A 23,235-nucleotide genomic window follows, 5' to 3' on the forward strand; every position below is an offset into this window, starting at 1 on the left:
GATGAGCGTGCCGATCCACGCCGAGGCGCTCGCCATGGCCTCGGCCTTCTGATCCTCCGCCTCCGTCCCCGCGCGGGGCGGAGGCGGCTTCCCGACTCGGCGAGTCGGGTGGCATTCATCGCGGGGCAAGAGGGGAGACGGAGGTGTCGGGCAAGGGCGCGGGCTTCGGCGGCGCCGGCGGCCTGGTCGGGGGCGGAACGATGCGCCTCCTCGCCTCCCTCGCCTGGGCGCGCGCCGCCCCCGTCGCAGCTGCCGACCTGACGATCGACACCGGACAGCCGCGCATTCCGACAACCGAGGCGCTGCTCGCCCGGCCGGACGCGGCGACCACCACCGTCCCCGACGACGCGAGCTATGGTCGGGCGACGACCTATCGCGCCATGCTGTTCGCCGCGCTGATCGGGCGCGCGCCGCCGGAGGATCAGGACGTCAGCCTCGCCGCCAGAGACGGCTTCGTCACCAACCTCCCCAGGGCGCTGGTGACGGCGCCGGGCTCCGGCGAGGCGGTGCCCTGGCTGGCGATCGAGCCACCCGACGCCCCTTGGCCGCCGACCCCGGGGGGCAAGGCCACCGGGCCCTTCTACCTCGTCTGGCTCGACCCCGCCGCCTCCGGCATCCTGCGCGAGCAGTGGCCCTTCGCCGTGATCAGGATCGGCCTCGTCTCGGACGCCGCCGCCCGCTGGCCGTAGCTCGCGGTCGGCGCGGCTGTGGCGGAGGCCTCGCCGGTGCGGCGCGGCCAGGCGCTGGTGATGTCGCAATGCATGGTCTGCCACCCCGTCGACGGCGGCGGCGACGCGGCCGCGCTCCGCTCCTGGCGCGGCATGCAGATGCCGGGTTTTCCGCCGGACGTGCTGTCCGACGCCGACATTGACGCCATAGTCGCCTACCTCGGCTATCTCGCCGAGCGCCCGAAATGATCCCCGCCGCGCCTTTCGCTTTTGCACCACCCTGCTCCTCGCCCTGATCCACATCGCCCAACCGGAGGCGTAGCGACCGGCCGGGCACCTATCATCGGCGGCATCATCGACGCCGCCCGCGCCGACGGCGCCTCGGACCTGTGCATCCTGCACACGATCGTCTTGCCGATCTCGATCCCGCCGAGTTTGTCTGAGGCAGTGCGAGTTGCAGGCAGGCTCACCGAGGCGCCAATCACGCACGAGAATGACCCGCCTCTGGGTCCTGCTGCTCACGGGCGCTACTGCGTGTGCGAAGGACCGCTTTCCGCCCCTTGCGGTCAAAATGGGGCAGTGGAGATTCATCGATAGGAGGCGCTCCGCGCGTGCCAGCGCGAGCGGGCGGCTTCGGATGCCCCAGGAGGGATCAATCGATCCGCTGAAGGCGAGCCTCCGGCGACCGTTCAGCATCTCCTGACCCGGCCGCGAATACACGTCCCGCGGCGGGTTGGAGGGTGCGATGAGCGGAAAACAGGGGTCTTGGGCACATGGCACCGAGGCGAGGGCAGCCGATGGCCCCGGACCCGGCACGGCCGAAGCACGGGCCGTTTCCATGCTGGACCTCTACGCCCTCTGCGCCCCCGACGACGGCGGCGCGGCGGCCCGGTTCGCGCCGCTCGACCCTTGCGTCATCAGGACGGCGCTGGCGCTGCTCACGCGGATCGTCGCCCTGCCGCGCGCCGCGATCGATCTCGCGCCACCACGCCTATCGGTGGCCTTCCCGAAGGGCAAGATGCCGGACGCCGCCCGTGCCGTGCTCGGCGCGCAGATGCCGCGCTATCATGCCTGGCGGCGGATCCCGCTCGACGCCCGGATGCTCGCGACGCGGAGGCCGGTCGACGACGATCCGTGCGACGGCCTTCGTCGTGTCGCGAGACTGACGCCCGGTGCCAACGCTGCCGACACCATCGGGGTGGCGGCGCGCTACTTCCCCGGAGATCCGCTGGACTGAAGGGCGCCGCGCGGCGCTGCGAACTCGACGGCGCCGGCCAGCGCCTTATCCAGACAGAGGACGCCACGCGGCCGCGCTTCTGTTCGCCGTGCCTATCCCGACAAGGGAGTTCCGACAGATGCGGTCAGAAACACACGCAGGCCGCAACCTGCTTCTGTTGACCCGGATTGTTCGGGAAAAGTTCCAGGTATGTTCTGGGACGTTCCCGCTTCTGCTGGAGCCGAAAACCCAGCCTATCCAATACGATAGTTCGGGCTCTCCCGCGTGATCTGCACGTCGTGCACATGGCTCTCGCGCAGGCCGGCGCCGGTGATGCGAACGAAGGCGCAATTGCCGCGCATCGCATCGACGGAAGCATGGCCGGTATAGCCCATCGCCGCGCGCAGGCCGCCGACCATCTGGTGCAGCACCGCCGCGACCGGACCCTTGTAGGGCACCTGGCCCTCGATCCCCTCGGGCACCAGCTTGTCGGCGCTCGCCTCCTTCTGGAAATAACGGTCGGCCGAGCCGCGCGCCATCGCCCCGAGCGAGCCCATGCCGCGATAGGACTTGTAGCTGCGCCCCTGGTAGAGGACCACCTCGCCCGGCGCCTCGTCGGTACCGGCGAGGATCGAGCCGACCATGGCGACGCCCGCCCCGACGCCGATCGCCTTGGCGAAATCGCCCGAGAACTTGATGCCGCCATCGGCGATCACCGGCTGGCCGGTCCGCGCCGCCTCGGTAGCGCAATCGAGGATCGCCGTCATCTGCGGCACACCGACCCCGGCGACGACCCGCGTGGTGCAGATCGAGCCAGGACCGATCCCGACCTTCACCGCGTCCGCGCCGGCGTCGATCAGCGCCCGCGTAGCCGCCGCCGTCGCCACGTTGCCGGCGATGATCTGCACCGCGTTGGAATAAAGCTTCAGCCGTTCGACCGCCTCGCCGACGCCCTTGGAATGGCCGTGCGCCGTATCGATCACCACCGCGTCGACGCCGGCGTCGACCAGCGCCATCGACCGCTCGAAACCCGCGTCGCCCACCGTCGAGGCCGCCGCGACCCGCAGCCGGCCGAGATCGTCCTTGGCCGCGTGCGGGTTCAGCACCGCCTGCTCGGTATCCTTGAGCGTCAGCAGCCCGGTCAGCCGGCCGCCGGCGTCGACGACCAGCAGCTTCTCGATCCGCCGCGCCTCCATCATGCCCTTCGCATGGCCGAGGTCGGCCGGCTCGCGCAGCATGGCGAGGTTGTCGCTCGTCATCATCGCGCTGACCGGCGTCGCATCGTCGGTGGCGAAGCGCATGTCGCGGTTGGTGACGATGCCGAGCACCACGCCGCGCTCGTCCACCACCGGAAAGCCGGTAATGCGGTAGCGTTCCTGCAGCGCCTTGGCGTCGCGCAGCGTCTCGTCGGGCCGCAGCGTCACCGGCGCGTAGACCACGCCCGAGACGAAGCGTTTCACCCGCTGCACCTCCGCCGCCTGCGCCTCGATGTCGAAATTGCGGTGGATGACGCCGAGACCCCCGGCCTGCGCCATGGCGATCGCCATCCGCGCCTCGGTCACCGTGTCCATCGCCGCGCTGATCAGTGGAATGTTGAGCGCGATCGACCGCGTGAGATGGGTGCGGGTATCCGCCGCCGCGGGCAACACGTCCGAGGCGCCCGGCACCAGCAGCACATCGTCGAAAGTCAGGGCCTCGCGCAGTTCCATGTCCATTCCCTCGGGCGTCGCGTCAGGCCCCGTCCTATTCCACGGACCCGGGCAAAAGGGAAGGCTCTGGCCAGCGGGAACGGACGCCGGGGCCCCCGACGCGGCGACGCCCGCGCCACGTCGAAGCGCGCCGCGGGCGCACCGGCGCCGCCGGAACGACGCCGACGCGGCGCATCGGATCCGCCGGTCGGCGGAGCTCCCGCGGAACCTTCCGCGACCGGCGGACCGCGCTTCGCGGCCGCGGGGTCTTTTCGCCTGCGCGAAGGCGGTGTAAGGGGGCGAGGATTCGAAGGAGTGGGCCGATGAACGAAGTCGTGGACAAGGCGCTGCGTGGGATGGCGCTGCTTTCCGTGCGCAACATCCGTCACTGGACCGACCGGACCTTCTCGTTCCGCTGCGAACGCCCGGCGGGCTTCCGCTTCCGCTCCGGCGAATTCGCGATGATCGGGCTGATGGTCGAGGGCAAGCCGCTGCTCCGCGCCTATTCCATCGCCTCCCCCGCCTGGGACGAGGAGCTGGAATTCTACTCGATCAAGGTCGAGGACGGCCCGCTGACTTCGCGCCTGCGAAATCTCGCGGAGGGCGAGCGGATCGTGATGCGGCCGAAACCGGTCGGCACACTGGTGCATGACGCGCTGAACCCCGGCCGGCGACTGTTCCTGTTCTCGACCGGAACCGGCATCGCGCCCTTCGCCAGCGTGATCCGCGACCCCGAGACCTACGAGAAATTCGAGCAGGTGGTGCTGACCCAGACCTGCCGCCAGGTGGCCGAGCTCGACTATGGCCGCGACCTCGTCGCCCGGATCGCAGCGGACGAGCTCCTGTCCGAGATGGTCGGCGACAAGCTGACCCTGATCGCCACCACCACCCGCGAGCAAAGCCCGGCGATGGGCCGGATGACCGACTGGATCCGCGACGGCCGGCTCGCCGCCGCCACCGGCGCGCCGCTCAACCCCGAGACCGACCGGGTGATGATCTGCGGCTCGATGGCCATGCTGCAGGAGCACAAGGCGATCTGCGAGGAGCTTGGCTTCATCGAGGGGTCGAACTCCGCGCCCGGCCAGTTCGTGATCGAGAAAGCCTTCGTCGACTGAGACGCCCCGGGACCGCCTAGACCGCCGGGGCTACCGCGCCGCGCCGATCACCTCCGCGCCGGCGACGCCGCTGACGCGGGCGAGCTGGCGCAGACGGGACAGAACGGCGTCACCGTCGGGGACGCGTTCGCCGCTCAGCATCTCGAGCCGCGCCGCGTCAGCGTCGATCCGAACCCGCGACTGCGCGAGGATTTCCGGCACGCTCGCCGAGAAACGGTGGCCGAGAAGCAGCGCCCTTCCGAGAACCTCGGCCCGGCGCAATTCCGCCGGACCGAGCAGGTCGCGCGTCGTCCGCGTCACCTCCTCGTTCAGCTCGCCGCCGTAGCGCGCGAGGATCGTCACCGCGAGGAAGGCGCGCTCGGGATGGGTGAGACCGATGAAGGGAAAGCGCAGCAGGCGGCGAAAGCTCTCCATCGCCCGCGCCTTCTCGTGGTCGCGCCAGGACATGTCGGTCAGCGCGCAGGCGGCAAGCCGCAGCCGGCGGTCGATCTGCGTCTCGCCGGGAAAGAGATCATCGGTCCAGCGGGCGAGCGCAGCGCTGAATTCCGCCACCCGCGCCGCCGGCAGGCCAAAGGCCTGCGCGCCTTCCAGCAGCGGGTCGAGCAGCCTCTCGTCCTCATGGAGCTGGCAGTAGAGCCAGCCCTCGCGCAGCCCGACCGCCGAGAAGACCACCCGCTCCGGCCGCAACCGCTTCAGCAGCCGTGACATCACCAGCGCGGCGGCGGGCAGCGTGTCGAGCCGCCGGCTCGGCGCGTCGGGCAGGGCCGCCACCTCGGCCGGGCTCATCCGCGCGATCCGCTTGGCGAGCGCCCGTATTTCCTCGGCCGCGACGTCATAGCCATGCACCACGCCGATCGGCTTCGCGGTCATCGCGATATGCACCCGCGCCAGCGCCCGCCAGCCGCCGCCGATCGCATAGAATACCGGCGCGGTCCGTCGGGACGTGAGAGCGCCGCGCAGGATCGCGTCGATCCGACCTTTCGCGGCCTCGAACCCCTCGGCCATCATCGCGCGCGCCGGAAGCGCGCCGATCGGCATGCTGACCAGATCCGCGCCGACCCGGTCGCCGAGCAGTTCGGCGATTTCAAGGCTGCCGCCGCCGAAATCTCCGACGAAGCCCTTCGGCTGGAAGAAGCCGGAGATCACGCCATAGGCGGCGTAGGTCGCCTCCTCCTGCCCGGTCAGCAGCCGCGTGTCGAGTCCGGTGCGCGCCCGAATCGCGGCGATGAGCACGCCGCCATTCTTCGCGCGCCGCGTCGCCTCCGTGGCGACGATATGGATCGTCGCCACCCGCATCGCCGTCGCGATCGCATGGAACCGCGCGATCCCGTCCACGGCGCGGTCGATCGCCGCCTGGGACAGAAGGCCGTCGGCGTCGATCGCTCCGCCGAGCGCGCAGAAGGATTTCTCGTTGAACCGCGGGAACGGCGCCCGCGACAGGTCGTCATAGACCACCAGCCGGATCGAGTTCGAGCCGATGTCGATCACCGCGAAATGCCGCTGGACCCGGCCCATCACCCGCGCCGTGTCGATCTGGATCGTCCGGGGCGCCGAACCTCGCCGGGCGCGTGCGATTGTCATGGTGTTTCCCCGCCTTCGTTCCTTGCGCGGGATGGTGAACCCGATCCGCCGCCCGGTCCAGCCCGTTCAGGGCGTCGTCGCCGCGCCGACCGTGGCACCCGCCGCCGTGCCGATGATCGGTCCACCGAGCACGGTGCCGACCACCGCGCCGCCTATACCCCCCGTGGCCGCCCTCTCGGTCACCGTATCACCGCAGGCCGACAGCGTCATCGCCATCAGAACCGCCAACACAGTCGCGCGCATTTCCGCACCTCCCCAACCAGAGTTCCGCCCACTCCCAACGCGCGAGCCCGGGTTTCGCTCCGATCTTCCCGCCGGAACCCGTCGCGGCGCTTGCGCCGGATGACAGTCGCTGATTAACATCCGTGCGACGACTGGCGAAAAAACAGGCAACGGACAAACATCATGAACGCCCCGCTTCGAGAGCCGAGCTTCCGCGAATCCGTCGATCTAATGTTCAATCGGGCCGTGCGCCTGATGGACCTCTCGCCCGGGCTCGAGGAAAAGATCCGGGTTTGCAACTCGACCTACACCGTGCGCTTCGGCGTCCGCCTGCGCGGTGCGATCCACACCTTCACCGGCTACCGCTCGGTCCACTCCGAGCATATGGAGCCCGTCAAGGGCGGCATCCGCTACGCCATGGGCGTGCACCAGGACGAGGTCGAGGCGCTGGCCGCACTGATGACCTTCAAGTGCAGCCTCGTCGAGGTGCCCTTCGGCGGTTCCAAGGGCGGCCTCCGCATCGACCCGCGCGAGTGGGACGAGCCCGAGCTCGAGCTCATCACCCGGCGCTTCACCTACGAACTCGCCAAGCGCGACCTGATCCACCCGTCCCAGAACGTGCCGGCTCCCGACATGGGCACGGGCGAGCGCGAGATGGCGTGGATGGCGGACCAGTATCGTCGGATGAACACGACCGACATCAACGCCTCCGCCTGCGTCACGGGCAAGCCGATCAACGCCGGCGGCATCGCGGGCCGCGTCGAGGCGACCGGGCGCGGCGTGCAATATGCGCTGCGCGAGTTCTTCCGCCATCCCGACGACATCAAGGTGGCGGGGCTGTCGGGCACGCTCGACGGCAAGCGGGTCATCGTGCAGGGCCTCGGCAACGTCGGCTTTCACGCGGCGAAGTTCCTTTCCGAGGACGACGGCTGCAAGATCGTCGCGGTGATCGAGCGCGACGGCGCGGTGGTGAACGAGAACGGCCTGCCGATCGAGTTCCTCAAGACCCATATCGCGGCGACCGGCGGGGTGAAGGACTTCCCGCGCGGCACCTTCGTCGAGGACGGCGCCGCCGTGCTGGAGGGGCCCTGCGACATCCTGATCCCGGCGGCGATGGAGAGCGTGATCAACCTCGGCAACGCCGACCGGATCAAGGCGCCGCTGATCATCGAGGCGGCGAACGGTCCGATCACCGCCGGCGCCGACGACATCCTGCGCCAGAAGGGCGTGGTCATCATCCCCGACCTCTACGCCAACGCCGGCGGCGTGACGGTCAGCTACTTCGAGTGGGTGAAGAACCTCAGCCACATCCGATTTGGCCGGATGCAGCGCCGCCAGGAGGAGGCCCAGCAGGCGCTCCTCGTCGGCGAGCTCGACCGCCTGCTCCGCGAAACCGGGACGGGCGAGGGCCTGTCGGAGAAATTCAAGGTCGAGTACATCCACGGTGCCGGAGAGCTCGAGCTCGTCCGCTCCGGTCTCGACGACACCATGCGTACCGCCTACCAGGCGATGCGCGAGGTCTGGCACGGCCGCAAGGACGTCGATGACCTCCGCGTCGCCGCCTACCTCGTCTCGATCGGTCGCGTCGCCGCCAGTTACCGATCCAAAGGCCTGTAGGGGCCTGCGCGGGCCGCGGACTGCCCGGTCTGACCGCCGGGCAGCCCGCGTCTCCTCCGATCGCGGCGCCGCGTTACGGTTCCAGTCGGCTGATCATCACCTTGCAGAGCGGCTTCTTGCCGATCAAATCGTCGCACTTCCGAGCGCAGACGCGCGTGACCAGGCGCTCCAGCGCGTCGTCGTCATCGAGATCGGACCGTTTGGCGCGCGCCAGTTCGCGGCCGATCTCGTCCTCAAGCGCCCCGGCGAGGCCGTCGCGCAGCCGCGCCACCTCCGGCAGGCCCATGGTCTCGACCCAGGCGCCGCCGAGCGGGCGACCGTCCTCGTCGATCAGGATATTGACCATGACCAGCCCGCGCAAAGCCAACCGGATCCGGTCGCGCACCACCCCGTCGAGCGCGCCGATCAGCTGCGACCCGTCGAGATAGACCCGGCCGGTCTCGACCGTCTCCACCGGCACCGGCCGCGGTCCCGTCAGGTCGAGCATCGTGCCATTCGGCGCCAGCACCCCGACATAGCCGCGCGATTCGGCATATTCGGCATGCACCGCCAGATGCCGGTGCTCGCCATGCATCGGCACGATGGCGCTGGGGCGCAGCAGGTCCTGCATCACCGCGAGATCGGGCCGGTTGGCATGACCCGAGACATGATAGCGTCCGTTCTCGTCATCGACCACGCGCACACCCCTGGCGCTCAGCGCGTTCATGATGCGCCCGACGCTGACCTCGTTGCCGGGAATGGTCTTGGACGAGAACAGGAACGTGTCACCCCGTTTCAGATCCAGTCCCATGTACTTGCCGGCGGCGAGTTGCGCGGCGGCGGCGCGGCGTTCGCCCTGGCTGCCGGTCGCGAGGACCAGCAGCCGGCTCCGCGGCACACCGTCGATGTCGGACGGATCGAGCGTCGGGGGAAAGTCGCCCAGCACCTCGGACGCGCGCGCGGCGCGAATCATCGTGTTCATCGCCCGGCCGAGCACCACCACCTGACGCCCCGCCGCGTGGCCCGCCTCGGCCAGCGTTTTCAGCCGCGCGACGTTGGAGGCGAAGGTGGTGGCGACCACCATCTCCTCGGCCTCGCGCATCAGCGCGCCGATCGGATCGGTCAGCGTCGCCTCGGACCGCCCGGGATGGGTCGAGAAGACATTGGTGGAATCGCAGGTCATCACCTTGACCCCGAGATCGCCGATCGCGCGGAACACCTCGGGATCGAAGGGATCGCCGACCACCGGCGTCGGATCGGTCTTGAAATCCGCGCTATGCAGCACGCGGCCCGCCGGCGTCTCGATGACCAGCGACGAGGATTCCGGGATCGAATGCGACACCGGCACGAAACCGACGCTGAACGGCCCGGCGCTGACCATGTGCGGCCAGGCATTGACCTGCCGGACCTGCGTGCTGTCCTGGCCGGACCGCTCCATCTTCGACTGGGCGATGGCGGCGGTGAAGCGCCGGGCATAGACCGGCGCCTTGAGCCGGTTCCAGAGCAGGCCGAGCGCGCCGACGTGATCCTCGTGCGCGTGGGTGATGAAGATCCCCTCCAGCCGGTCGGCCCGTGCCTGAAGCCAGGCGGGATCGGCCATGATGAGATCGACGCCCGGGCTCCCGTCCATGTCAGGGAACGTCACGCCCATATCGACGAGGATGTAGCGCTCGGCGCCGCGCGGACCGTAGCCATACACATACATGTTCATGCCAATCTCCCCCGCGCCGCCGAGCGCGAGGTAGATCAGCCGGTTTTTCGCAGCCATGTCGGTCGGATTACTCCCTGTTCAGGCGATCGATCAGGACCAGCCCGTGGATGGTCAGACCGGTATCGATGGTTTGCAGAATATCTGTCCCTTGAGCGAAGAGGGTGGACAGTCCCCCGGTTCCGATGACGGTCATGGGCCGCGCGCGCTCGGCGCGGATCCGGGCGCAGAGGCCCTCGATCAGGCCGACATAGCCCCAGTAGACGCCCGACTGCATGCAGCTGACGGTGTTGGTGCCGACCACGTGCTCCGGCCGCGTCACGTCGATGAAGGGCAGCGCCGCGGCGGCGTCGTGCAGCGCCTTCAGCGACAGGTTGACGCCGGGCGCGATGACACCGCCGACATAGGCGCCGTCATGGTCCACGACGTCGAGCGTCGTGGCGGTGCCGAAATCGACCACGATCAGATCGCCGCCGTAGCGGTCGAAGGCGCCGACGGTATTGACCAGCCGGTCCGCGCCGACCTGGGCTGTCGGATCGACCCTTACCGGCACACCGAGCTTGACGTCCGGCTTGCCCACGACCTTCGGCCGCGTGTTGAAATAGCGGTCGGAAAGGACGCGGAGGTTGAACACCACCTGCGGAACCACCGAGGAGATCACCACGGAGCTCACGCTGGGCGTCAGGCCGGCGAATTCCATCAGCTGGCTCAGCCAGACGAAATACTCGTCCGCCGTGCGCTGGCGATCGGTCGCACAGCGCCATTCCGTCACCACCTCGCGCCCGTCGTGCAGGGCGAAGACGGTGTTGGTATTGCCGACGTCAATGGCGAGGAGCATGCCCGGCCTCCTCGGGGACGCCGAAGAAAACCTCACCCGCCGGCAGAACGACGCGGCCCTCGGCGGTGGCGAGCACCAGGGCGCCGTTCTCGTCGATGGTCTCGAACCGGCCGCGGAACTCGCGTCCCGGCAACCTCGCGGTCATCGGTTCGCCAAGGCGCGCGGCGCGGGCGAGCCAGGCGGCGCGCAAGGGGGCGAAGCCCTGTGTGCGCAGCCGGGTCTCCCAGACATCGACCGCCGGCGCGAGCAGGTCGAGAAAATCGGCCGGCGAGATCACCACCCCGGCCCCGTCGACGAGGCTGACCGGTGGCGTCGCACCGGGCTCGAGCGCGCCCGCGTCGGGCGTCGCGCGGAGATTGACCCCGAAACCGATGGCGAGCGCGAGCGGCCCGCCAGCCGGTCCGCCGCTCTCGAGCAGGATGCCGGCGAGCTTGCGGCCCGAAAGCAGCACGTCGTTCGGCCATTTCAGCGCGAAGATCTCCGGCCGTCCGGTGGCGTCGATCAGCGCGTCATGCAGCCCGAGCGCCGCGACGAACGAGCGCAGCGCGGCGGCCGCGGGACTCTCGGGGCGGAGCAGGAGGCTGGCGCCGAAATTGCCCGGCGGCTGGGTCCAGACCCGGCCGCGGCGGCCACGCGCCGCGGTCTGCTCGAGCGCCAGCAGCCAGAGCGGGCCGGAGGCGCCCGCGGCCGCGCGTCGCAAGGCCTCGGCGTTGGTGCTGTCGAGCGCCGGATGGGTTTCGCGAAGCACCCCCTTCGGCCAGGGTGTCATTCTCAGGGTGCCATTCTCAACGCGCCGTTCAGGGCACGAGCGTCGCGGCGGCGGCGGCGGCCAGGCTCTCGACCCCGAAGAGATTCACGATGCCCACCACCATGGCGACGGCCGAGGCGGCGAGTAACCCCCAGTGCAGCGCCGGCATCCGGCCGTCGAGCGCGTCCGCCGGCTCGCCGAAATAGATGAGATAGACGATGCGCAGATAATAGAAGGCTGCGATCACGCTAGCGATCATGCCGCCGACGGCCAGCCAGATCAGTCCGGCGTCGATCGCCGCCTTCAGCACATAGAATTTCCCGAAGAACCCGACCAGCGGCGGTATGCCGGCGAGGCTGAACATCAGCACCGCCAGCGCCGCGGCCCGCGCCGGCTCGACCTTCGAATAGAGGCCGAGCGCGGCGATGTCGGTCACCGGCTCGCCGTCCTTCTCCATGTTGAGGACGAAGGCGAAGGTGCCGACGCTCATGGTGACATAGATCGCGAGATAGATGAGCAGCGACTGGACGCCGAAGGTGGTGCCGGCGGCGAGCCCCATCAGCGCATAGCCCATGTGGCCGATCGAGGAATAGGCCATCAGCCGCTTGATGTTGCGCTGACCGATCGCCGCGATCGCACCGAGAAACATCGAGGCGAGCGACAGGAAGGACAGGATCTGCTGCCATTCCGGCACCGCGCCGCCGAAGGCCGAATAGAGCACGCGGGCGAACATCGCCGCCGCCGCGACCTTGGGCGCCGTGGCGAAGAAGGCGGTCACCGGCGTCGGCGAACCTTCGTAGACATCGGGCGTCCACATGTGAAACGGCGCGGCCGAAACCTTGAAGGCCATGCCCGCCGACAGGAACACCAGCCCGAACACGAGGCCGAGCGACAGCGGCCCGTCGCCGATCACCGCCGAGATCCCGGCGAAGGAGGTGGTGCCGGTATAGCCATAGACCAGGCTCGCGCCATAGAGCAGCAGGCCGGAGGACAGCGCGCCGAGCACGAAATACTTCAACCCCGCCTCGGTCGAGCGCAGGCTGTCGCGCCGGAAGGCGGCGACCACGTAGAGCGCGAGGCTCTGCAGCTCCAGCCCCATGTAGAGCACGATGAGATCCATCGCCGAGACCATGGTCAGCATGCCGACGGTCGCGAGCAGGATCAGCACCGGATATTCGAACTTCATCAGCTCGTTCTTCACGAGATAGTCGTGGCTCATCGCCAGCGCGGCGGCGGCGCCGAACAGAACCATCACCTTGGCAAAGCGCGCGAATCCGTCGCTGACGAAGGTGCCGCCGAAGGCCGAGCCCGTTCCCTCCGGCTGGAACCCGACCCACAGGCCGAGCACGACCAGCAAGCCGGTCGAGGCCCAGAGGATCGGCGACCCGACCTCGCGCTTCGAATAGGCGCCCCACATCAGCGCGGCCATGGCGAACAGCGCCAGCACGACCTCGGGGGCGGCTACGGAAAGATCCTGGTGGAGCATCGCGTTCCCTCGGGTCGGTCTAATGGGATTGGGCGAGCGTGGTGGCCGAAGCCGCCGCCGCCGTCTGGGTATGGTCGACCAGCGCCGCCACCGACGGCCCGATCACATCGAGCACCAGCGACGGATAGACGCCGAGCAGGATGGTGGCCGCGATCAGCGGCGCGAACAGCAGCTTTTCGCGCATGGACATGTCCTGGATGGTCTTGAGGCTGCCCTTGATCAGGTCGCCGAACACCACCCGGCGATAGAGCCACAGCGCATAGGCGGCCGACAGGATCACGCCGAAGGCGGCGAAGAAGGCGACCCAGCTGTTGGCCTGGAAGGCGCCAGCCATGGTCAGGAACTCGCCGACGAAACCCGAGGTGCCGGGCAGGCCGACGTTGCCCATGGTGAACAGCATGAAGACCAGCGCATAGACCGGCATCCGCACCACGAGCCCGCCATAGGCGGCGATCTCGCGGGTATGCATCCGGTCGTAGATCACGCCGACAATGAGAAAGAGCGCGCCGGAGACGAAGCCATGGCTGATCATCTGGAAGATCGCGCCATCCACGCCCTGCTGGTTCAGCGCGAAGATGCCCATGGTCACGAACCCCATGTGCGCGACCGAGGAATAGGCGATCAGCTTCTTCATGTCCTCCTGCATCAGCGCGACGAGGCTGGTATAGATGATCGCGATGACACTGAGGGTGAAGACGAAGTTCTGCATCACGTCCGACGCGACCGGGAACATCGGCAGGCTGAAGCGCAGGAAGCCGTAGCCGCCCATCTTCAGAAGGATCGCCGCCAGCACCACCGACCCGGCGGTCGGCGCCTGGACGTGCGCGTCGGGCAGCCAGGTATGCACCGGCCACATCGGCATCTTGACCGCGAAGCTGGCGAAGAAGGCGAGCCACATCAGCGTCTGCGCGCCTCCGACGATGGTGATGCCGAGCACGCTCATCGGTTCGGAACTGAACGGATGGGTCAGCAGCGTCGGTATGTCGGTGGTGCCGGCCTGGGCATACATCGCGATCATCGCGACCAGCATCAGCACCGAGCCGAGCAGCGTATAGAGGAAGAACTTGAAGCTCGCGTAGATCCTGTCCTTGCCGCCCCAGATGCCGATGATCAGGAACATCGGGATCAGGCCCGCCTCGAAGAACACGTAGAACAACACGAGATCCAGCGCGCAGAAGACGCCGATCATCAGCGTCTCGAGCACTAGGAAGGCGATCATGTATTCCTTGATCCGGTCCGTCACGTCCCAGCAGGACAGGATGACGACCGGCATCAGCACGGTGGTCAGCAGGACGAACAGCACCGAAATGCCATCCACTCCCATCTTGTAGGTGAGCCCGCCGAGCCACGCGCTCTCCTCGACGAACTGGAACCCGGTGTCAGACGGATCGAACCCGGCCAGCACGAACAGCGACAGCAGGAAGGTGGCGCTGGTGGTGAAGAGCGCGAGCAGCTTCGCGTTCTTGCGGCTGGCATCGTCGTCCCCCCGCAGGAACACGAGCAGGACGACCGCGCCGATCAGCGGCAGGAAGGTGACGAGAGACAGGAGGCTGTTCATCTTAACCAACGCTCGTGATGCTGATCCAGGCAAGCAGTGCCACCAGGCCAATCACCATCGCGAAGGCATAGTGGAAGAGGTAGCCCGACTGGGCCCGGCCGGCGAGCCGCGTCACGTAGGGCACGACGCCCATCGCGAGGCCGTTGATGCCGCCGTCGATGGTCGCGCCGTCGCCCTTCTTCCAGAGAAAGCGACCGAGCGCCATCGCCGGACGGACGAAGATCACGCCGTAGAGTTCGTCGAAATACCATTTGTTGAGCAGGAACAGATAGAGCGGCCGCTGCGCCGCCGCGAGCCGCCCCGGCAGCGCGGGATTCCGGATATAGAACCAGTAGGCGAGGCCGAGACCGGCCAGCATCGCGAAGAACGGCGACATCTTGACCAGCGCGGGCGCGTGGTGCGCCTCCTCCATCACATGATTGTCCGGCCCCATGAAGATCGCGCCGACCGGCGCGGCGTGCGCACCGGCGTCGGCATGCTCCATCACCGCCGCGCCATGCCCCTCGGCCTCCACCGCTGGCGCGGCCTCGGCATGGGTCGCGGTACCCTCGGCGGGCGCGGCCTCGGCATGGGTCGCGGTACCCTCGGCGGGCGCGGCCTCGGCCAGCGTCGCGGTACCCTCGGCGGGCGCGGCTTCCGCATGGGTCGCCGTGCCCTCGGCGGGCGCCACCTCGGCATGGGTCGCCCCGCCCTCCGCGGGCGCCGCCTCGGCCTGCTCGGCGGTCTCCTCATGAGCGGAGATGCCGAAGAAGGCGTTGACCGCGTGATGATCGCCGAAGAACGGCTTGTACCAGAGCATGCCGGCGAAGATCGCGCCGAGCGCCAGCACCCCGAGCGGGATAAGCATGGTGCGCGGGCTTTCATGCGCGTGGTCATGCGCGTGATGGTCGCCGCGCGGCGTGCCGTAGAACGTCATGAACATCAGCCGCCAACTGTAGAAGCTGGTCATGAAGGCCGCGAAGACCAGCATCGCGAAGGCATAGCCGGAAGCGGAGGTGCCACCGGCCCAGGCGCTCTCGATGATCGCGTCCTTGGACAGAAAGCCCGCGAAGCCGATCGAGGTCAGCGGGATGCCGACGCCGGTGATGGCCAGCGTGCCGATCATCATCGCCCAGAAGGTCAGCGGGATCTTCTTCCGCAACCCGCCGTAGTTCCGCATGTCCTGCTCGTGGTGCATCGCATGGATGACCGAGCCGGCGCAGAGAAACAGCAACGCCTTGAAGAAGGCGTGCGTGAAGAGGTGGAACATCGCCGCCGAGTACACTCCGACGCCCGCCGCGACGAACATGTAGCCGAGCTGCGAGCAGGTCGAATAGGCGATCACCCGCTTGATGTCGTTCTGCACCAGGCCGACCGTCGCCGCGAAGAAGGCGGTGGTGGCACCGATATAGGTGATGAACATCTTGGCATGCGGCGCGTATTCCAGCACCGGCGACATGCGGCAGACCAGAAACACGCCCGCCGTCACCATGGTCGCGGCGTGGATCAGCGCCGAGACCGGCGTTGGGCCTTCCATCGCGTCCGGCAGCCAGGTGTGCAGGAACAGCTGCGCCGACTTGCCCATCGCACCGACGAACAGCATCACGCCGATCACCTCGGTCGCTGTCCAGTCCCGCCACAGGAAATGCAGCTGGGTCTGGGCGAGCCCGGGCGCCGCCGCGAAGATGTCGGTGAAATCGATGCTGTCGACCGAGACATAGATGAGGAAGATCCCCATCAGGAAGCCGAAGTCGCCGACCCGGTTGACCACGAAGGCCTTGATCGCCGCCGCGTTGGCACTCCCCTTGCGGTAGTAGAACCCGATCAGCAGGTAGGAGGCCACGCCGACGCCTTCCCAGCCGAAGAACATCTGCAGCAGGTTGTCGGCGGTCACCAGCATCAGCATCGCGAAGGTGAAGAACGACAGATAGGCGAAGAACCGCGGCTTGTAGCTCTCGCCGTGCTTCCAGTTGTCGTCATGCGCCATGTAGCCCATCGAATAGAGATGGACGAGCGCCGAGACCGTGGTGACGACGATCAGCATGATCGCGGTCAGCCGGTCGAGCCGGATGCCCCAGTCCGCCGCCAGCGTGCCGGAGACGATCCAGCGGAACAGCGGCTTGCTCACCGTTTCGCCGTCGAAGCTCAGGAACACGATCCAGGACAGGAAGCAGGCGAGGAACAGCAGGCCCGTCGCAATGATCTGCGCCGGCTTCTCGCCGAACCACTTGTAGCCGAAACCGCAGAGCAGCGATCCGAGCAGCGGTGCGAACAGGATGATCGTGGTCATGGCGCCCCTAGCCCTTCATCACATTGACATCGTCCACCGCGATCGTGCCGCGGTTGCGGAAGAAGCAGACCAGGATCGCAAGGCCGATCGCCGCCTCCGCCGCGGCCACCGTCAGCACGAACAGCGTGAAGACCTGCCCGACGAGATCGCCGAGATAGGCCGAGAAGGCCACGAAGTTGATATTCACCGCGAGCAGCATCAACTCGACCGACATCAGGATCACGATGACGTTCTTGCGGTTGACGAAGATGCCGAAGATGCCGGTGACGAACATCAGCGCCGCCACGGTCAGATAGTGCCCCAGCCCGATCATGCGCCCTGCCCCGGCTTGATATCCAGTAGTTCGATCGCGGTCTTGGGATCGCGATACATCTGCGTCAGCACATCCTGCCGCTTGACGTAGGTCCGTTTGCGCAATGTCAGCACGATCGCGCCGATCATCGCCACCAGCAGCACGAGACCCGCCATCTGGAACAGAAAGACATACTGCGTGTAGATCAGGTCGCCGAGCGCCGCGGTGTTCTGCACCTGATCCGGCGGTGGCGTCACGGCCGCGCGCTGCGCCTCGGCCAGGTCCGACACCTGCCATGACCCGAACACGAAGCCGAGCTGCACGAAGAGCACGACCCCGATCAGCAGGCCCACCGGCAGATATTGCGCCATCCCGGCCCGCAGCTCGGCGAAATCGACGTCGAGCATCATGACGACGAACAGGAACAGCACGGCCACCGCGCCGACATAGACGATCAGCATCAGCATCGCCACGAACTCCGCGCCGAGCAGGACGAAGAGTCCGGCCGCCGAGAAGAAGGCGAGGATCAGCCACAGCACCGAATGCACCGGATTGCGCGCCAGCACCACGAGGAAGCCGGAGATCACCGCCGTGACGGCGAAGAGATAGAAGGCGAAGGCGGCGAAGGTCATCTGGATCCCCTCAGCGGTACGGCGCGTCGAGTTCGAGATTGCGCGCGATCTCCGGCTCCCAGCGGTCGCCGTTCGCGAGCAGCTTTTCCTTGTTGTAGAACAGCTCCTCGCGGGTCTCGGTCGCGAATTCGAAATTCGGCCCCTCGACGATCGCATCCACCGGACAGGCTTCCTGACAGAAGCCGCAATAGATGCATTTCGTCATGTCGATGTCGTAGCGCGTCGTCCGGCGGCTGCCGTCCTCGCGCGGCTCGGCGTCGATGGTGATCGCCTGCGCCGGACAGATCGCCTCGCAGAGCTTGCAGGCGATGCAGCGTTCCTCGCCACTCGCATAGCGGCGCAACGCATGCTCGCCGCGGAAGCGGGGGCTGAGAGGCCCCTTCTCATGCGGATAGTTGAGCGTCGCCTTCGGCTTGAAGAAATACTTCATGCCAAGCTTGAAGCCGCCGAAGAAGTCCGCCAACAGGAAATACCGCGCAGCCCGGTCGAACGGAATACCCATCGATCAGCCCCCCAATGCCCAGCGCTGATAGGCGCCCCAGAACCAACCGTAGTGGGCGAAGAGCCCGACCAGCACCACCCAGCCGAGGCTGAGCGGCAGGAATACCTTCCAGCCGATCCGCATCAACTGGTCGTAGCGATAGCGGGGCACGATCGCCTTCACCATCGCAAAGATGAAGAAGAAGAAGATCATCTTGCCGAACAGCCACAGCGCGCCGTCCGGCAGCCCCGGGATCGGCGACAGCCAGCCGCCGAAGAACAGGATCGAGATCAGCGCGCACATGAAGAACACGCTCATCAGCTCGCCGATCATGAAGAGCAGGAACGGCGTCGAGGAATATTCCACCTGATACCCCGCCACCAGCTCCGACTCCGCCTCCGGCAGGTCGAACGGCGGCCGGTTGGTCTCGGCCAGCGAGGAGATGAAAAACAGGAACACCATCGGGAAATGCGGCAGCCAGAACCAGCTGAGCAGCCCCCAGTTCCCCTCCTGCGCCAGCACGATATGGCTGAGGTTGAGCGAGCCGGTCGAGATCAGCACGCCGACGATGATGAGCCCGAGCGACACTTCGTAGGAGATCATCTGCGCCGCCGAGCGCAGCGCGCCCATGAACGGATATTTCGAGTTCGAGGCCCAGCCGCCGATGATGATCGCATACACATGCAGCGACGAGATCGCGAAGATGAACAGGATCCCGACATTCATGTCCGAGATCACCCAGCCCGGCGCCCAGGGGACCACCGCCCAGACGATCACCGGCAGGACGAAGCTGACCATCGGCGCGAAGAAGAACAGGATCTTGTCGGCGCCGGAGGGAACCACCACCTCCTTGACGATGTATTTGAGGAAGTCGGCGAAGCTCTGCATCAGGCCCCAGGGTCCGACGACGTTCGGACCCCGGCGCAGCTGGACCGCCGCCCAGACCTTGCGGTCGGCGTACATCAGGAAGGCGAGCGCCACCAGGATCACCACGGTGACGAGCAGGCACTGACCGAGGATCAGCAGGAACAGACCGAAACCGCTGGAAAAGAACCCCATGGCCTACTCCGCCGCCAGGGGCCGCGCCCCGTCGCTTGCCAGTTTCGCGAGATCGGCCATCACCAGGCTCGCCCGCGCGATCGGGTTGCCCTGATAATGCGGCCGGAGCGCCACCCCGAAATCCGTCCGGTCCATAGCGCCCCTCGGTATGGGCGTCCACGGATTTTCCGGCACCGTGTCGATCCGGGTCAGATGCGGCGCCGCCTCGAACATCCGCGCCCGAAGCTCGCCCAGCGCGTTGAACGGCAGCGTCTTGCCCAGGCTCGCCGACAGCGCCCGCAGGATCGCCCAGTTCTCGCGCGCGTCGCCCGGCGGAAAGCCCGCGCGGTTGGCGATCTGGGGCCGGCCTTCGGTATTTACAAAAATGCCGCTCTCCTCGGTGAAGGCCGCCCCGGGCAGGATGACGTCCGCCCGATGCGCGCCCCGGTCGCCGTGGCTGCCCTGATAGATCACGAAAGGCCCCGCGGGCACGTCGATCTCGTCCGCGCCGAGGTTGTAGACCACCTCGGCCCCGTCCAGCACCGCGTCAAGCCCGCCCTCGGCCGCGCAGCCGAGATCCATCGCCCCGACCCGGCTCGCCGCCGTGTGCAGGACGAGCAGCTTCGACCCCGTCGCCTCGCAAAGCGCCATCGCCGCGCCGAGCACCGCCGCGCCGTCGGCCCGCGCCAGCGCGCCCTGCCCGACGATGACGAGGCTGGGTTGCGCCCGTTCCTCGTCGCTCGGCACCTCGGCCGCCAGCGCGTCGAGCGCCTCGCCACCGGTCCCGAGCCGCGTGACCGGATAGGTGAGATCGACCGCGGGGCCGACCGTCGCGATCACCGCGCCGTTCAGCCACGCCTTGCGCAGCCGCGCGTTCAGGACGGGCGCCTCGATCCGCGGATTGGTCCCGACCAGCAAAATGCGCCGCGCCGCGTCGATATCGGCGACCGTCCCGGTCCCGACATAGGCCGAGCGGTTGCCGGACGGCAGCGCCGCGCCATCGGTCCGGCACTCCACGACGCCCCCGAGGCTCTCCACCAACGTCTTCAGCGCGAAGGTCGCCTCGGTCGAGGCCAGATCGCCGACGATACCCGCGACCTTCTTGCCCTTCACCGCCGCCGCGATCGCCGAGAAGGCTTCGCCCCAGGTCACGGGCGCCAGCCGGCCGCCCTTGCGCAGATAGGGCTTGTCGAGCCTCTGCCGCCGCAGTCCGTCCCAGATGAAGCGCGACCGGTCGGCCAGCCATTCCTCGTTCACGCCATCATGGTTGCGCGGCAGGATGCGCATCACTTCGCGCCCCTTCGCATCCACCCGGATATTGGCGCCGAGCGCGTCCGTCACGTCGATCGATTCCGTCTTGCGCAACTCCCACGGCCGCGCCGTGAAAGCGTAGGGCTTCGAGGTCAAGGCGCCGACCGGGCACAGGTCGATGACGTTGCCCTGCATCTCGGAGGTCAGCATCCGCCCGAGATAGCTCGTGATCTCGCTGTCCTCGCCGCGGCCGGTCTGCCCCATCTCCGGCACACCGGCGACCTCGGTGATGAAGCGCACGCAGCGGGTGCAGCTGATGCAACGCGTCATGCAGGTCTTGACCAGCGGCCCGAGATCGGGATCGACCGAGGCCCGCTTCGGCTCGCGATAGCGGCTGAAATCGACGCCATAGGCCATCGCCTGGTCCTGCAGGTCGCATTCGCCACCCTGATCGCAGATCGGGCAATCCAGCGGGTGGTTGATGAGCAGGAACTCCATCACCCCTTCGCGCGCCTTCTTCACCATCGGCGACTTGGTCTTCACCTGCGGCGGCTGCCCCTCCGGCCCCGGCCGGAGATCCTTCACCTGCATCGCGCAGGAGGCGGCCGGCTTCGGCGGACCGCCGACCACCTCGACGAGGCACATCCGGCAATTGCCGGCGATGCTCAGTCGCTCGTGATAACAGAAGCGCGGCACCTCGACCCCGGCCTGCTCGCAGGCCTGCAGCAGGGTCAGCCGCGGATCGACCTCGACCTCGACGTCGTCGATGATGAGCTTGCGCAGATCGACCATCAGCGGTTCTCCCGACCCGCGAGCGCCGGCCATTGCTTGAAGGCCAGCACCCAGAGGGAAATGACGTTCCCAAGCGGCACCAGCATCAGCAGGGACCACGCCCCCGAATGCCCGGTCCGCTTCCAGATCTTCCAGTATGGAATCACCAGCAGCACGAGGATGATGAAGATCGGGATGACCCCGATCGCGCCGTAGCCGCTGCTTTCCACCGTTGTCACCGTGGTTTCCATCGCCCTACTCCGCCGCCATCGTGCTACAATTCCCTGCCCGCCACCGCCGCGCCTCTTCGAGCCACGACCAGTCGAAGGCCTCGTCGCTGTTCCCATGCGCCCGCAGACGCGCGAGCCGCCCCAGCCCCTCGTCCAGCGTCGGTACATGCCCTTCCGGCACCCACCACATGACGAAATGCATCTCGCCCGAACTCTCGAACCACTCGGCCCGGCGCTCGTAGAACCGCCGGTGCAGCGTGTTCCAGACGAAGGCCTCCAGCGTCTCGACACTCTCCCAGACCGTCATGTTCACCGACATCCTGGGATCGCCCGGCACTTCGGTCCCGGAATTTCCGGTGCCCGGCGTGCCGGAGCCCTCCATCATCCAGACGAACCCCGGCATCCGCCGCCCCAGATCGTTCACCCGGTCCAGCGCCGCCATGAACTCGGCCAGCCGCGGATCGTCGGTCGCCGCGACGAGCCGACCGATATTGAGCTGGGCGAGGTGCCTGGCGCCTGGCTGCATGACCCCTACTCCGCCGCCACCGCGCTGACGCGCCCCGTCCGCTTCGCCTTGATCCGGTCCTCGATCTCGTTGCGATAGTGCCGGATCAGGCCCTGGATCGGCCAGGCCGCCGCGTCGCCGAGCGCGCAGATCGTGTGGCCCTCGACCTGCTTCGTCACGCTCAGCAGCATGTCGATCTCTTCCGGCTCGGCGTCGCCGGTGACGAGGCGGTCCATCACCCGCATCATCCAGCCGGTGCCCTCGCGGCAGGGCGTGCACTGGCCGCAGCTTTCGTGCTTGAAGAAGGCCGACAGCCGCCAGATCGCCTTGATGACATCGGTCGACTGGTCCATCACGATCATGCAGGCGGTGCCGAAGCTCGATTTCAGCTCCCGCATCCCGTCGAAATCCATGATCGCCGTCTCGCACAGCTCCGCTGGCAGGATCGGGCAGGAGGCGCCGCCAGGTATCACCGCCTTCAGGTTCTTCCAGCCGCCGCGCACCCCGCCGCCATGCTTCTCGATCAGCTCCTTCATCGAGATCGACATCGCCTCCTCGACGACACAGGGCGTGTTCACATGCCCGGTCATGCCGAAGAGCTTGGTGCCGACGTTGTTCGGCCGGCCGATACCGGCGAACCAGGCCCCGCCCCGGCGCAGGATGGTCGGCGCCACCGAGATCGATTCCACGTTGTTGACCGTGGTCGGGCAGCCGTAGAGCCCGGTGTTGGCGGGGAACGGCGGCTTCAGCCGCGGCATTCCCTTGCGGCCCTCCAGGCTCTCCAGCAGCGCCGTTTCCTCGCCGCAGATATAGGCGCCGGCGCCATGGTGGACCTTCACGTCCATGTCCCAGCCCGAGCCACAGGCGTTCGGCCCCAGCAATCCGGCGTCGTAGCATTCGTCGATCGCCGCCTGCAGTGCCTCGCGCTCGCGGATATACTCGCCGCGGATGTAGATCCAGGCGGTGTGCGCGCCCATCGCGAAACCGGCGATCAGGCAGCCCTCGATCAGCGTATGCGGATCGTGCCGCATGATCTCGCGGTCCTTGCAGGTCGCGGGCTCGGATTCGTCAGCGTTCACAACCAGATAATGCGGCCGCCCGTCGTTGCCCTTCGGCATGAAGGACCATTTCAACCCGGTCGGAAAGCCCGCCCCGCCCCGGCCGCGCAAACCGCTCAGCTTCATCTCATCGACGATCTTGTCGCGACCGCGGCCGATGATCTCGGCGGTATTGTCCCAGTGACCACGCTTCCGCGCCCCCGCCAGCGAGCGGTCGTGCATGCCGTAGATATTGGTAAAGATACGGTCCTTGTCCGCGAGCATGCTTCGTCCCTCATGTCCCT

Annotated in this window: 22 protein-coding genes; 5 read left to right on the plus strand and 17 right to left on the minus strand. The window is 67.7% G+C overall.

The window, feature by feature from the left end; translation table 11 throughout:
* Positions 1-143: 143 nt before the first annotated feature.
* The 3 genes from Q0480_RS09085 to Q0480_RS09095 all read left to right on the plus strand — a co-directional run bounded on the left by Q0480_RS09085 (position 144) and on the right by Q0480_RS09095 (position 1,905).
* A complete protein-coding gene (locus Q0480_RS09085) occupies positions 144-689 on the plus strand; it encodes a hypothetical protein (RefSeq protein WP_299132201.1) in 546 nt (181 codons plus the stop codon).
* 36 nt (positions 690-725) lie between these two features.
* Complete coding sequence (locus tag Q0480_RS09090) at positions 726-917, plus strand: cytochrome c (protein WP_299132203.1); 192 nt, start codon at positions 726-728, stop codon at positions 915-917.
* A gap of 589 nt (positions 918-1,506) precedes the next feature.
* Positions 1,507-1,905 carry a hypothetical protein gene (locus Q0480_RS09095; RefSeq protein WP_299132205.1) on the plus strand — a complete coding sequence of 133 codons (399 nt, stop codon included), beginning with the start codon at positions 1,507-1,509 and terminating at the stop codon, positions 1,903-1,905.
* Between the two features lie 233 nt (positions 1,906-2,138).
* Here the strand turns inward: Q0480_RS09095 and guaB are convergent, their stop codons facing one another.
* Entirely contained in the window at positions 2,139-3,593 is a 1,455-nt protein-coding gene (gene guaB, locus Q0480_RS09100) for an IMP dehydrogenase (protein WP_299132207.1), read from the minus strand.
* Positions 3,594-3,895: 302 nt separating this feature from the next.
* Between guaB and Q0480_RS09105 the strand changes: the two genes are divergently transcribed.
* Positions 3,896-4,687, plus strand: coding sequence for a ferredoxin--NADP reductase (locus Q0480_RS09105; protein ID WP_299132210.1), 792 nt, complete (start codon positions 3,896-3,898; stop codon positions 4,685-4,687).
* 30 nt (positions 4,688-4,717) lie between these two features.
* On the opposite strand, the gene Q0480_RS09110 is transcribed toward Q0480_RS09105, so the two are convergent.
* Together Q0480_RS09110 and Q0480_RS09115 are read right to left on the minus strand one after the other, a co-directional pair.
* Positions 4,718-6,268: a Ppx/GppA phosphatase family protein gene (locus tag Q0480_RS09110; protein ID WP_299132212.1), complete on the minus strand. Its 1,551-nt coding sequence runs from the start codon at positions 6,266-6,268 to the stop codon at positions 4,718-4,720.
* A gap of 66 nt (positions 6,269-6,334) precedes the next feature.
* Positions 6,335-6,511: a hypothetical protein gene (locus tag Q0480_RS09115; protein ID WP_299132214.1), complete on the minus strand. Its 177-nt coding sequence runs from the start codon at positions 6,509-6,511 to the stop codon at positions 6,335-6,337.
* A gap of 162 nt (positions 6,512-6,673) precedes the next feature.
* On the opposite strand from Q0480_RS09115, the gene Q0480_RS09120 reads away from it, so the two are divergent.
* Positions 6,674-8,107, plus strand: coding sequence for a Glu/Leu/Phe/Val dehydrogenase (locus Q0480_RS09120; protein WP_299132217.1), 1,434 nt, complete (start codon positions 6,674-6,676; stop codon positions 8,105-8,107).
* Positions 8,108-8,180: 73 nt separating this feature from the next.
* On the opposite strand, the gene Q0480_RS09125 is transcribed toward Q0480_RS09120, so the two are convergent.
* The 14 genes from Q0480_RS09125 to nuoF are packed head-to-tail and all read right to left on the minus strand — an operon-like array spanning position 8,181 to position 23,215.
* Positions 8,181-9,854 (minus strand): ribonuclease J, encoded by a 1,674-nt coding sequence (locus Q0480_RS09125; protein ID WP_299132218.1) that lies wholly within the window; start codon positions 9,852-9,854, stop codon positions 8,181-8,183.
* 10 nt (positions 9,855-9,864) lie between these two features.
* Entirely contained in the window at positions 9,865-10,632 is a 768-nt protein-coding gene (locus Q0480_RS09130; protein ID WP_299132220.1) for a type III pantothenate kinase, read from the minus strand.
* Entirely contained in the window at positions 10,616-11,401 is a 786-nt protein-coding gene (locus Q0480_RS09135; RefSeq protein ID WP_299132221.1) for a biotin--[acetyl-CoA-carboxylase] ligase, read from the minus strand. Before Q0480_RS09135 ends, Q0480_RS09130 begins: the two co-directional genes overlap by 17 nt.
* Positions 11,402-11,429: 28 nt before the next feature.
* Positions 11,430-12,866: an NADH-quinone oxidoreductase subunit NuoN gene (nuoN, locus tag Q0480_RS09140; RefSeq protein ID WP_299132223.1), complete on the minus strand. Its 1,437-nt coding sequence runs from the start codon at positions 12,864-12,866 to the stop codon at positions 11,430-11,432.
* A 19-nt stretch (positions 12,867-12,885) separates the two neighbouring features.
* Positions 12,886-14,424 carry an NADH-quinone oxidoreductase subunit M gene (locus tag Q0480_RS09145; protein ID WP_299132224.1) on the minus strand — a complete coding sequence of 513 codons (1,539 nt, stop codon included), beginning with the start codon at positions 14,422-14,424 and terminating at the stop codon, positions 12,886-12,888.
* Between the two features lies 1 nt (position 14,425).
* Positions 14,426-16,693 carry an NADH-quinone oxidoreductase subunit L gene (nuoL, locus tag Q0480_RS09150; RefSeq protein ID WP_299132225.1) on the minus strand — a complete coding sequence of 756 codons (2,268 nt, stop codon included), beginning with the start codon at positions 16,691-16,693 and terminating at the stop codon, positions 14,426-14,428.
* A 7-nt stretch (positions 16,694-16,700) separates the two neighbouring features.
* The gene (gene nuoK, locus Q0480_RS09155) at positions 16,701-17,006 is read right to left on the minus strand and encodes an NADH-quinone oxidoreductase subunit NuoK (RefSeq protein ID WP_299132226.1); all 306 of its coding nucleotides are present in this window, start codon (positions 17,004-17,006) and stop codon (positions 16,701-16,703) included.
* On the minus strand, positions 17,003-17,617 hold the full coding sequence (locus Q0480_RS09160) for an NADH-quinone oxidoreductase subunit J (RefSeq protein WP_299132227.1): 615 nt from the start codon (positions 17,615-17,617) through the stop codon (positions 17,003-17,005). Before Q0480_RS09160 ends, nuoK begins: the two co-directional genes overlap by 4 nt.
* 10 nt (positions 17,618-17,627) lie before the next feature.
* Positions 17,628-18,119 carry an NADH-quinone oxidoreductase subunit NuoI gene (nuoI, locus tag Q0480_RS09165; RefSeq protein WP_299132229.1) on the minus strand — a complete coding sequence of 164 codons (492 nt, stop codon included), beginning with the start codon at positions 18,117-18,119 and terminating at the stop codon, positions 17,628-17,630.
* Positions 18,120-18,122: 3 nt separating this feature from the next.
* The gene (nuoH, locus tag Q0480_RS09170) at positions 18,123-19,157 is read right to left on the minus strand and encodes an NADH-quinone oxidoreductase subunit NuoH (RefSeq protein WP_299132231.1); all 1,035 of its coding nucleotides are present in this window, start codon (positions 19,155-19,157) and stop codon (positions 18,123-18,125) included.
* A gap of 3 nt (positions 19,158-19,160) precedes the next feature.
* Positions 19,161-21,179: an NADH-quinone oxidoreductase subunit NuoG gene (gene nuoG / locus Q0480_RS09175; protein ID WP_299132235.1), complete on the minus strand. Its 2,019-nt coding sequence runs from the start codon at positions 21,177-21,179 to the stop codon at positions 19,161-19,163.
* Positions 21,179-21,409 carry a hypothetical protein gene (locus Q0480_RS09180; protein WP_299132237.1) on the minus strand — a complete coding sequence of 77 codons (231 nt, stop codon included), beginning with the start codon at positions 21,407-21,409 and terminating at the stop codon, positions 21,179-21,181. The genes nuoG and Q0480_RS09180 overlap by 1 nt, the downstream gene beginning before the upstream one ends.
* 4 nt (positions 21,410-21,413) lie before the next feature.
* The gene (locus tag Q0480_RS09185) at positions 21,414-21,914 is read right to left on the minus strand and encodes a DUF3291 domain-containing protein (protein WP_299132239.1); all 501 of its coding nucleotides are present in this window, start codon (positions 21,912-21,914) and stop codon (positions 21,414-21,416) included.
* A 5-nt stretch (positions 21,915-21,919) separates the two neighbouring features.
* The gene (gene nuoF, locus Q0480_RS09190; RefSeq protein ID WP_299132241.1) at positions 21,920-23,215 is read right to left on the minus strand and encodes an NADH-quinone oxidoreductase subunit NuoF; all 1,296 of its coding nucleotides are present in this window, start codon (positions 23,213-23,215) and stop codon (positions 21,920-21,922) included.
* Between the last annotated feature and the right edge of the window lie 20 nt (positions 23,216-23,235).

Source organism: uncultured Amaricoccus sp. (assembly GCF_937891315.1).
Taxonomy (GTDB): Bacteria; Pseudomonadota; Alphaproteobacteria; order Rhodobacterales; family Rhodobacteraceae; genus Amaricoccus.

What these genes read in the sequence shown, in the direction of transcription:
- Q0480_RS09095 (WP_299132205.1), top strand. Translation starts at nt 1,507, where the DNA reads ATGCTGGACCTCTACGCCCTCTGCGCCCCCGACGACGGCGGCGCGGCG.
- guaB (WP_299132207.1), bottom strand. Translation starts at nt 3,593, where the DNA reads ATGGAACTGCGCGAGGCCCTGACTTTCGACGATGTGCTGCTGGTGCCG.
- Q0480_RS09105 (WP_299132210.1), top strand. Translation starts at nt 3,896, where the DNA reads ATGAACGAAGTCGTGGACAAGGCGCTGCGTGGGATGGCGCTGCTTTCC.
- Q0480_RS09110 (WP_299132212.1), bottom strand. Translation starts at nt 6,268, where the DNA reads ATGACAATCGCACGCGCCCGGCGAGGTTCGGCGCCCCGGACGATCCAG.
- Q0480_RS09115 (WP_299132214.1), bottom strand. Translation starts at nt 6,511, where the DNA reads ATGCGCGCGACTGTGTTGGCGGTTCTGATGGCGATGACGCTGTCGGCC.
- Q0480_RS09120 (WP_299132217.1), top strand. Translation starts at nt 6,674, where the DNA reads ATGAACGCCCCGCTTCGAGAGCCGAGCTTCCGCGAATCCGTCGATCTA.
- Q0480_RS09125 (WP_299132218.1), bottom strand. Translation starts at nt 9,854, where the DNA reads ATGGCTGCGAAAAACCGGCTGATCTACCTCGCGCTCGGCGGCGCGGGG.
- Q0480_RS09130 (WP_299132220.1), bottom strand. Translation starts at nt 10,632, where the DNA reads ATGCTCCTCGCCATTGACGTCGGCAATACCAACACCGTCTTCGCCCTG.
- Q0480_RS09135 (WP_299132221.1), bottom strand. Translation starts at nt 11,401, where the DNA reads ATGACACCCTGGCCGAAGGGGGTGCTTCGCGAAACCCATCCGGCGCTC.
- nuoN (WP_299132223.1), bottom strand. Translation starts at nt 12,866, where the DNA reads ATGCTCCACCAGGATCTTTCCGTAGCCGCCCCCGAGGTCGTGCTGGCG.
- Q0480_RS09145 (WP_299132224.1), bottom strand. Translation starts at nt 14,424, where the DNA reads ATGAACAGCCTCCTGTCTCTCGTCACCTTCCTGCCGCTGATCGGCGCG.
- nuoL (WP_299132225.1), bottom strand. Translation starts at nt 16,693, where the DNA reads ATGACCACGATCATCCTGTTCGCACCGCTGCTCGGATCGCTGCTCTGC.
- nuoK (WP_299132226.1), bottom strand. Translation starts at nt 17,006, where the DNA reads ATGATCGGGCTGGGGCACTATCTGACCGTGGCGGCGCTGATGTTCGTC.
- Q0480_RS09160 (WP_299132227.1), bottom strand. Translation starts at nt 17,617, where the DNA reads ATGACCTTCGCCGCCTTCGCCTTCTATCTCTTCGCCGTCACGGCGGTG.
- nuoI (WP_299132229.1), bottom strand. Translation starts at nt 18,119, where the DNA reads ATGGGTATTCCGTTCGACCGGGCTGCGCGGTATTTCCTGTTGGCGGAC.
- nuoH (WP_299132231.1), bottom strand. Translation starts at nt 19,157, where the DNA reads ATGGGGTTCTTTTCCAGCGGTTTCGGTCTGTTCCTGCTGATCCTCGGT.
- nuoG (WP_299132235.1), bottom strand. Translation starts at nt 21,179, where the DNA reads ATGGTCGATCTGCGCAAGCTCATCATCGACGACGTCGAGGTCGAGGTC.
- Q0480_RS09180 (WP_299132237.1), bottom strand. Translation starts at nt 21,409, where the DNA reads ATGGAAACCACGGTGACAACGGTGGAAAGCAGCGGCTACGGCGCGATC.
- Q0480_RS09185 (WP_299132239.1), bottom strand. Translation starts at nt 21,914, where the DNA reads ATGCAGCCAGGCGCCAGGCACCTCGCCCAGCTCAATATCGGTCGGCTC.
- nuoF (WP_299132241.1), bottom strand. Translation starts at nt 23,215, where the DNA reads ATGCTCGCGGACAAGGACCGTATCTTTACCAATATCTACGGCATGCAC.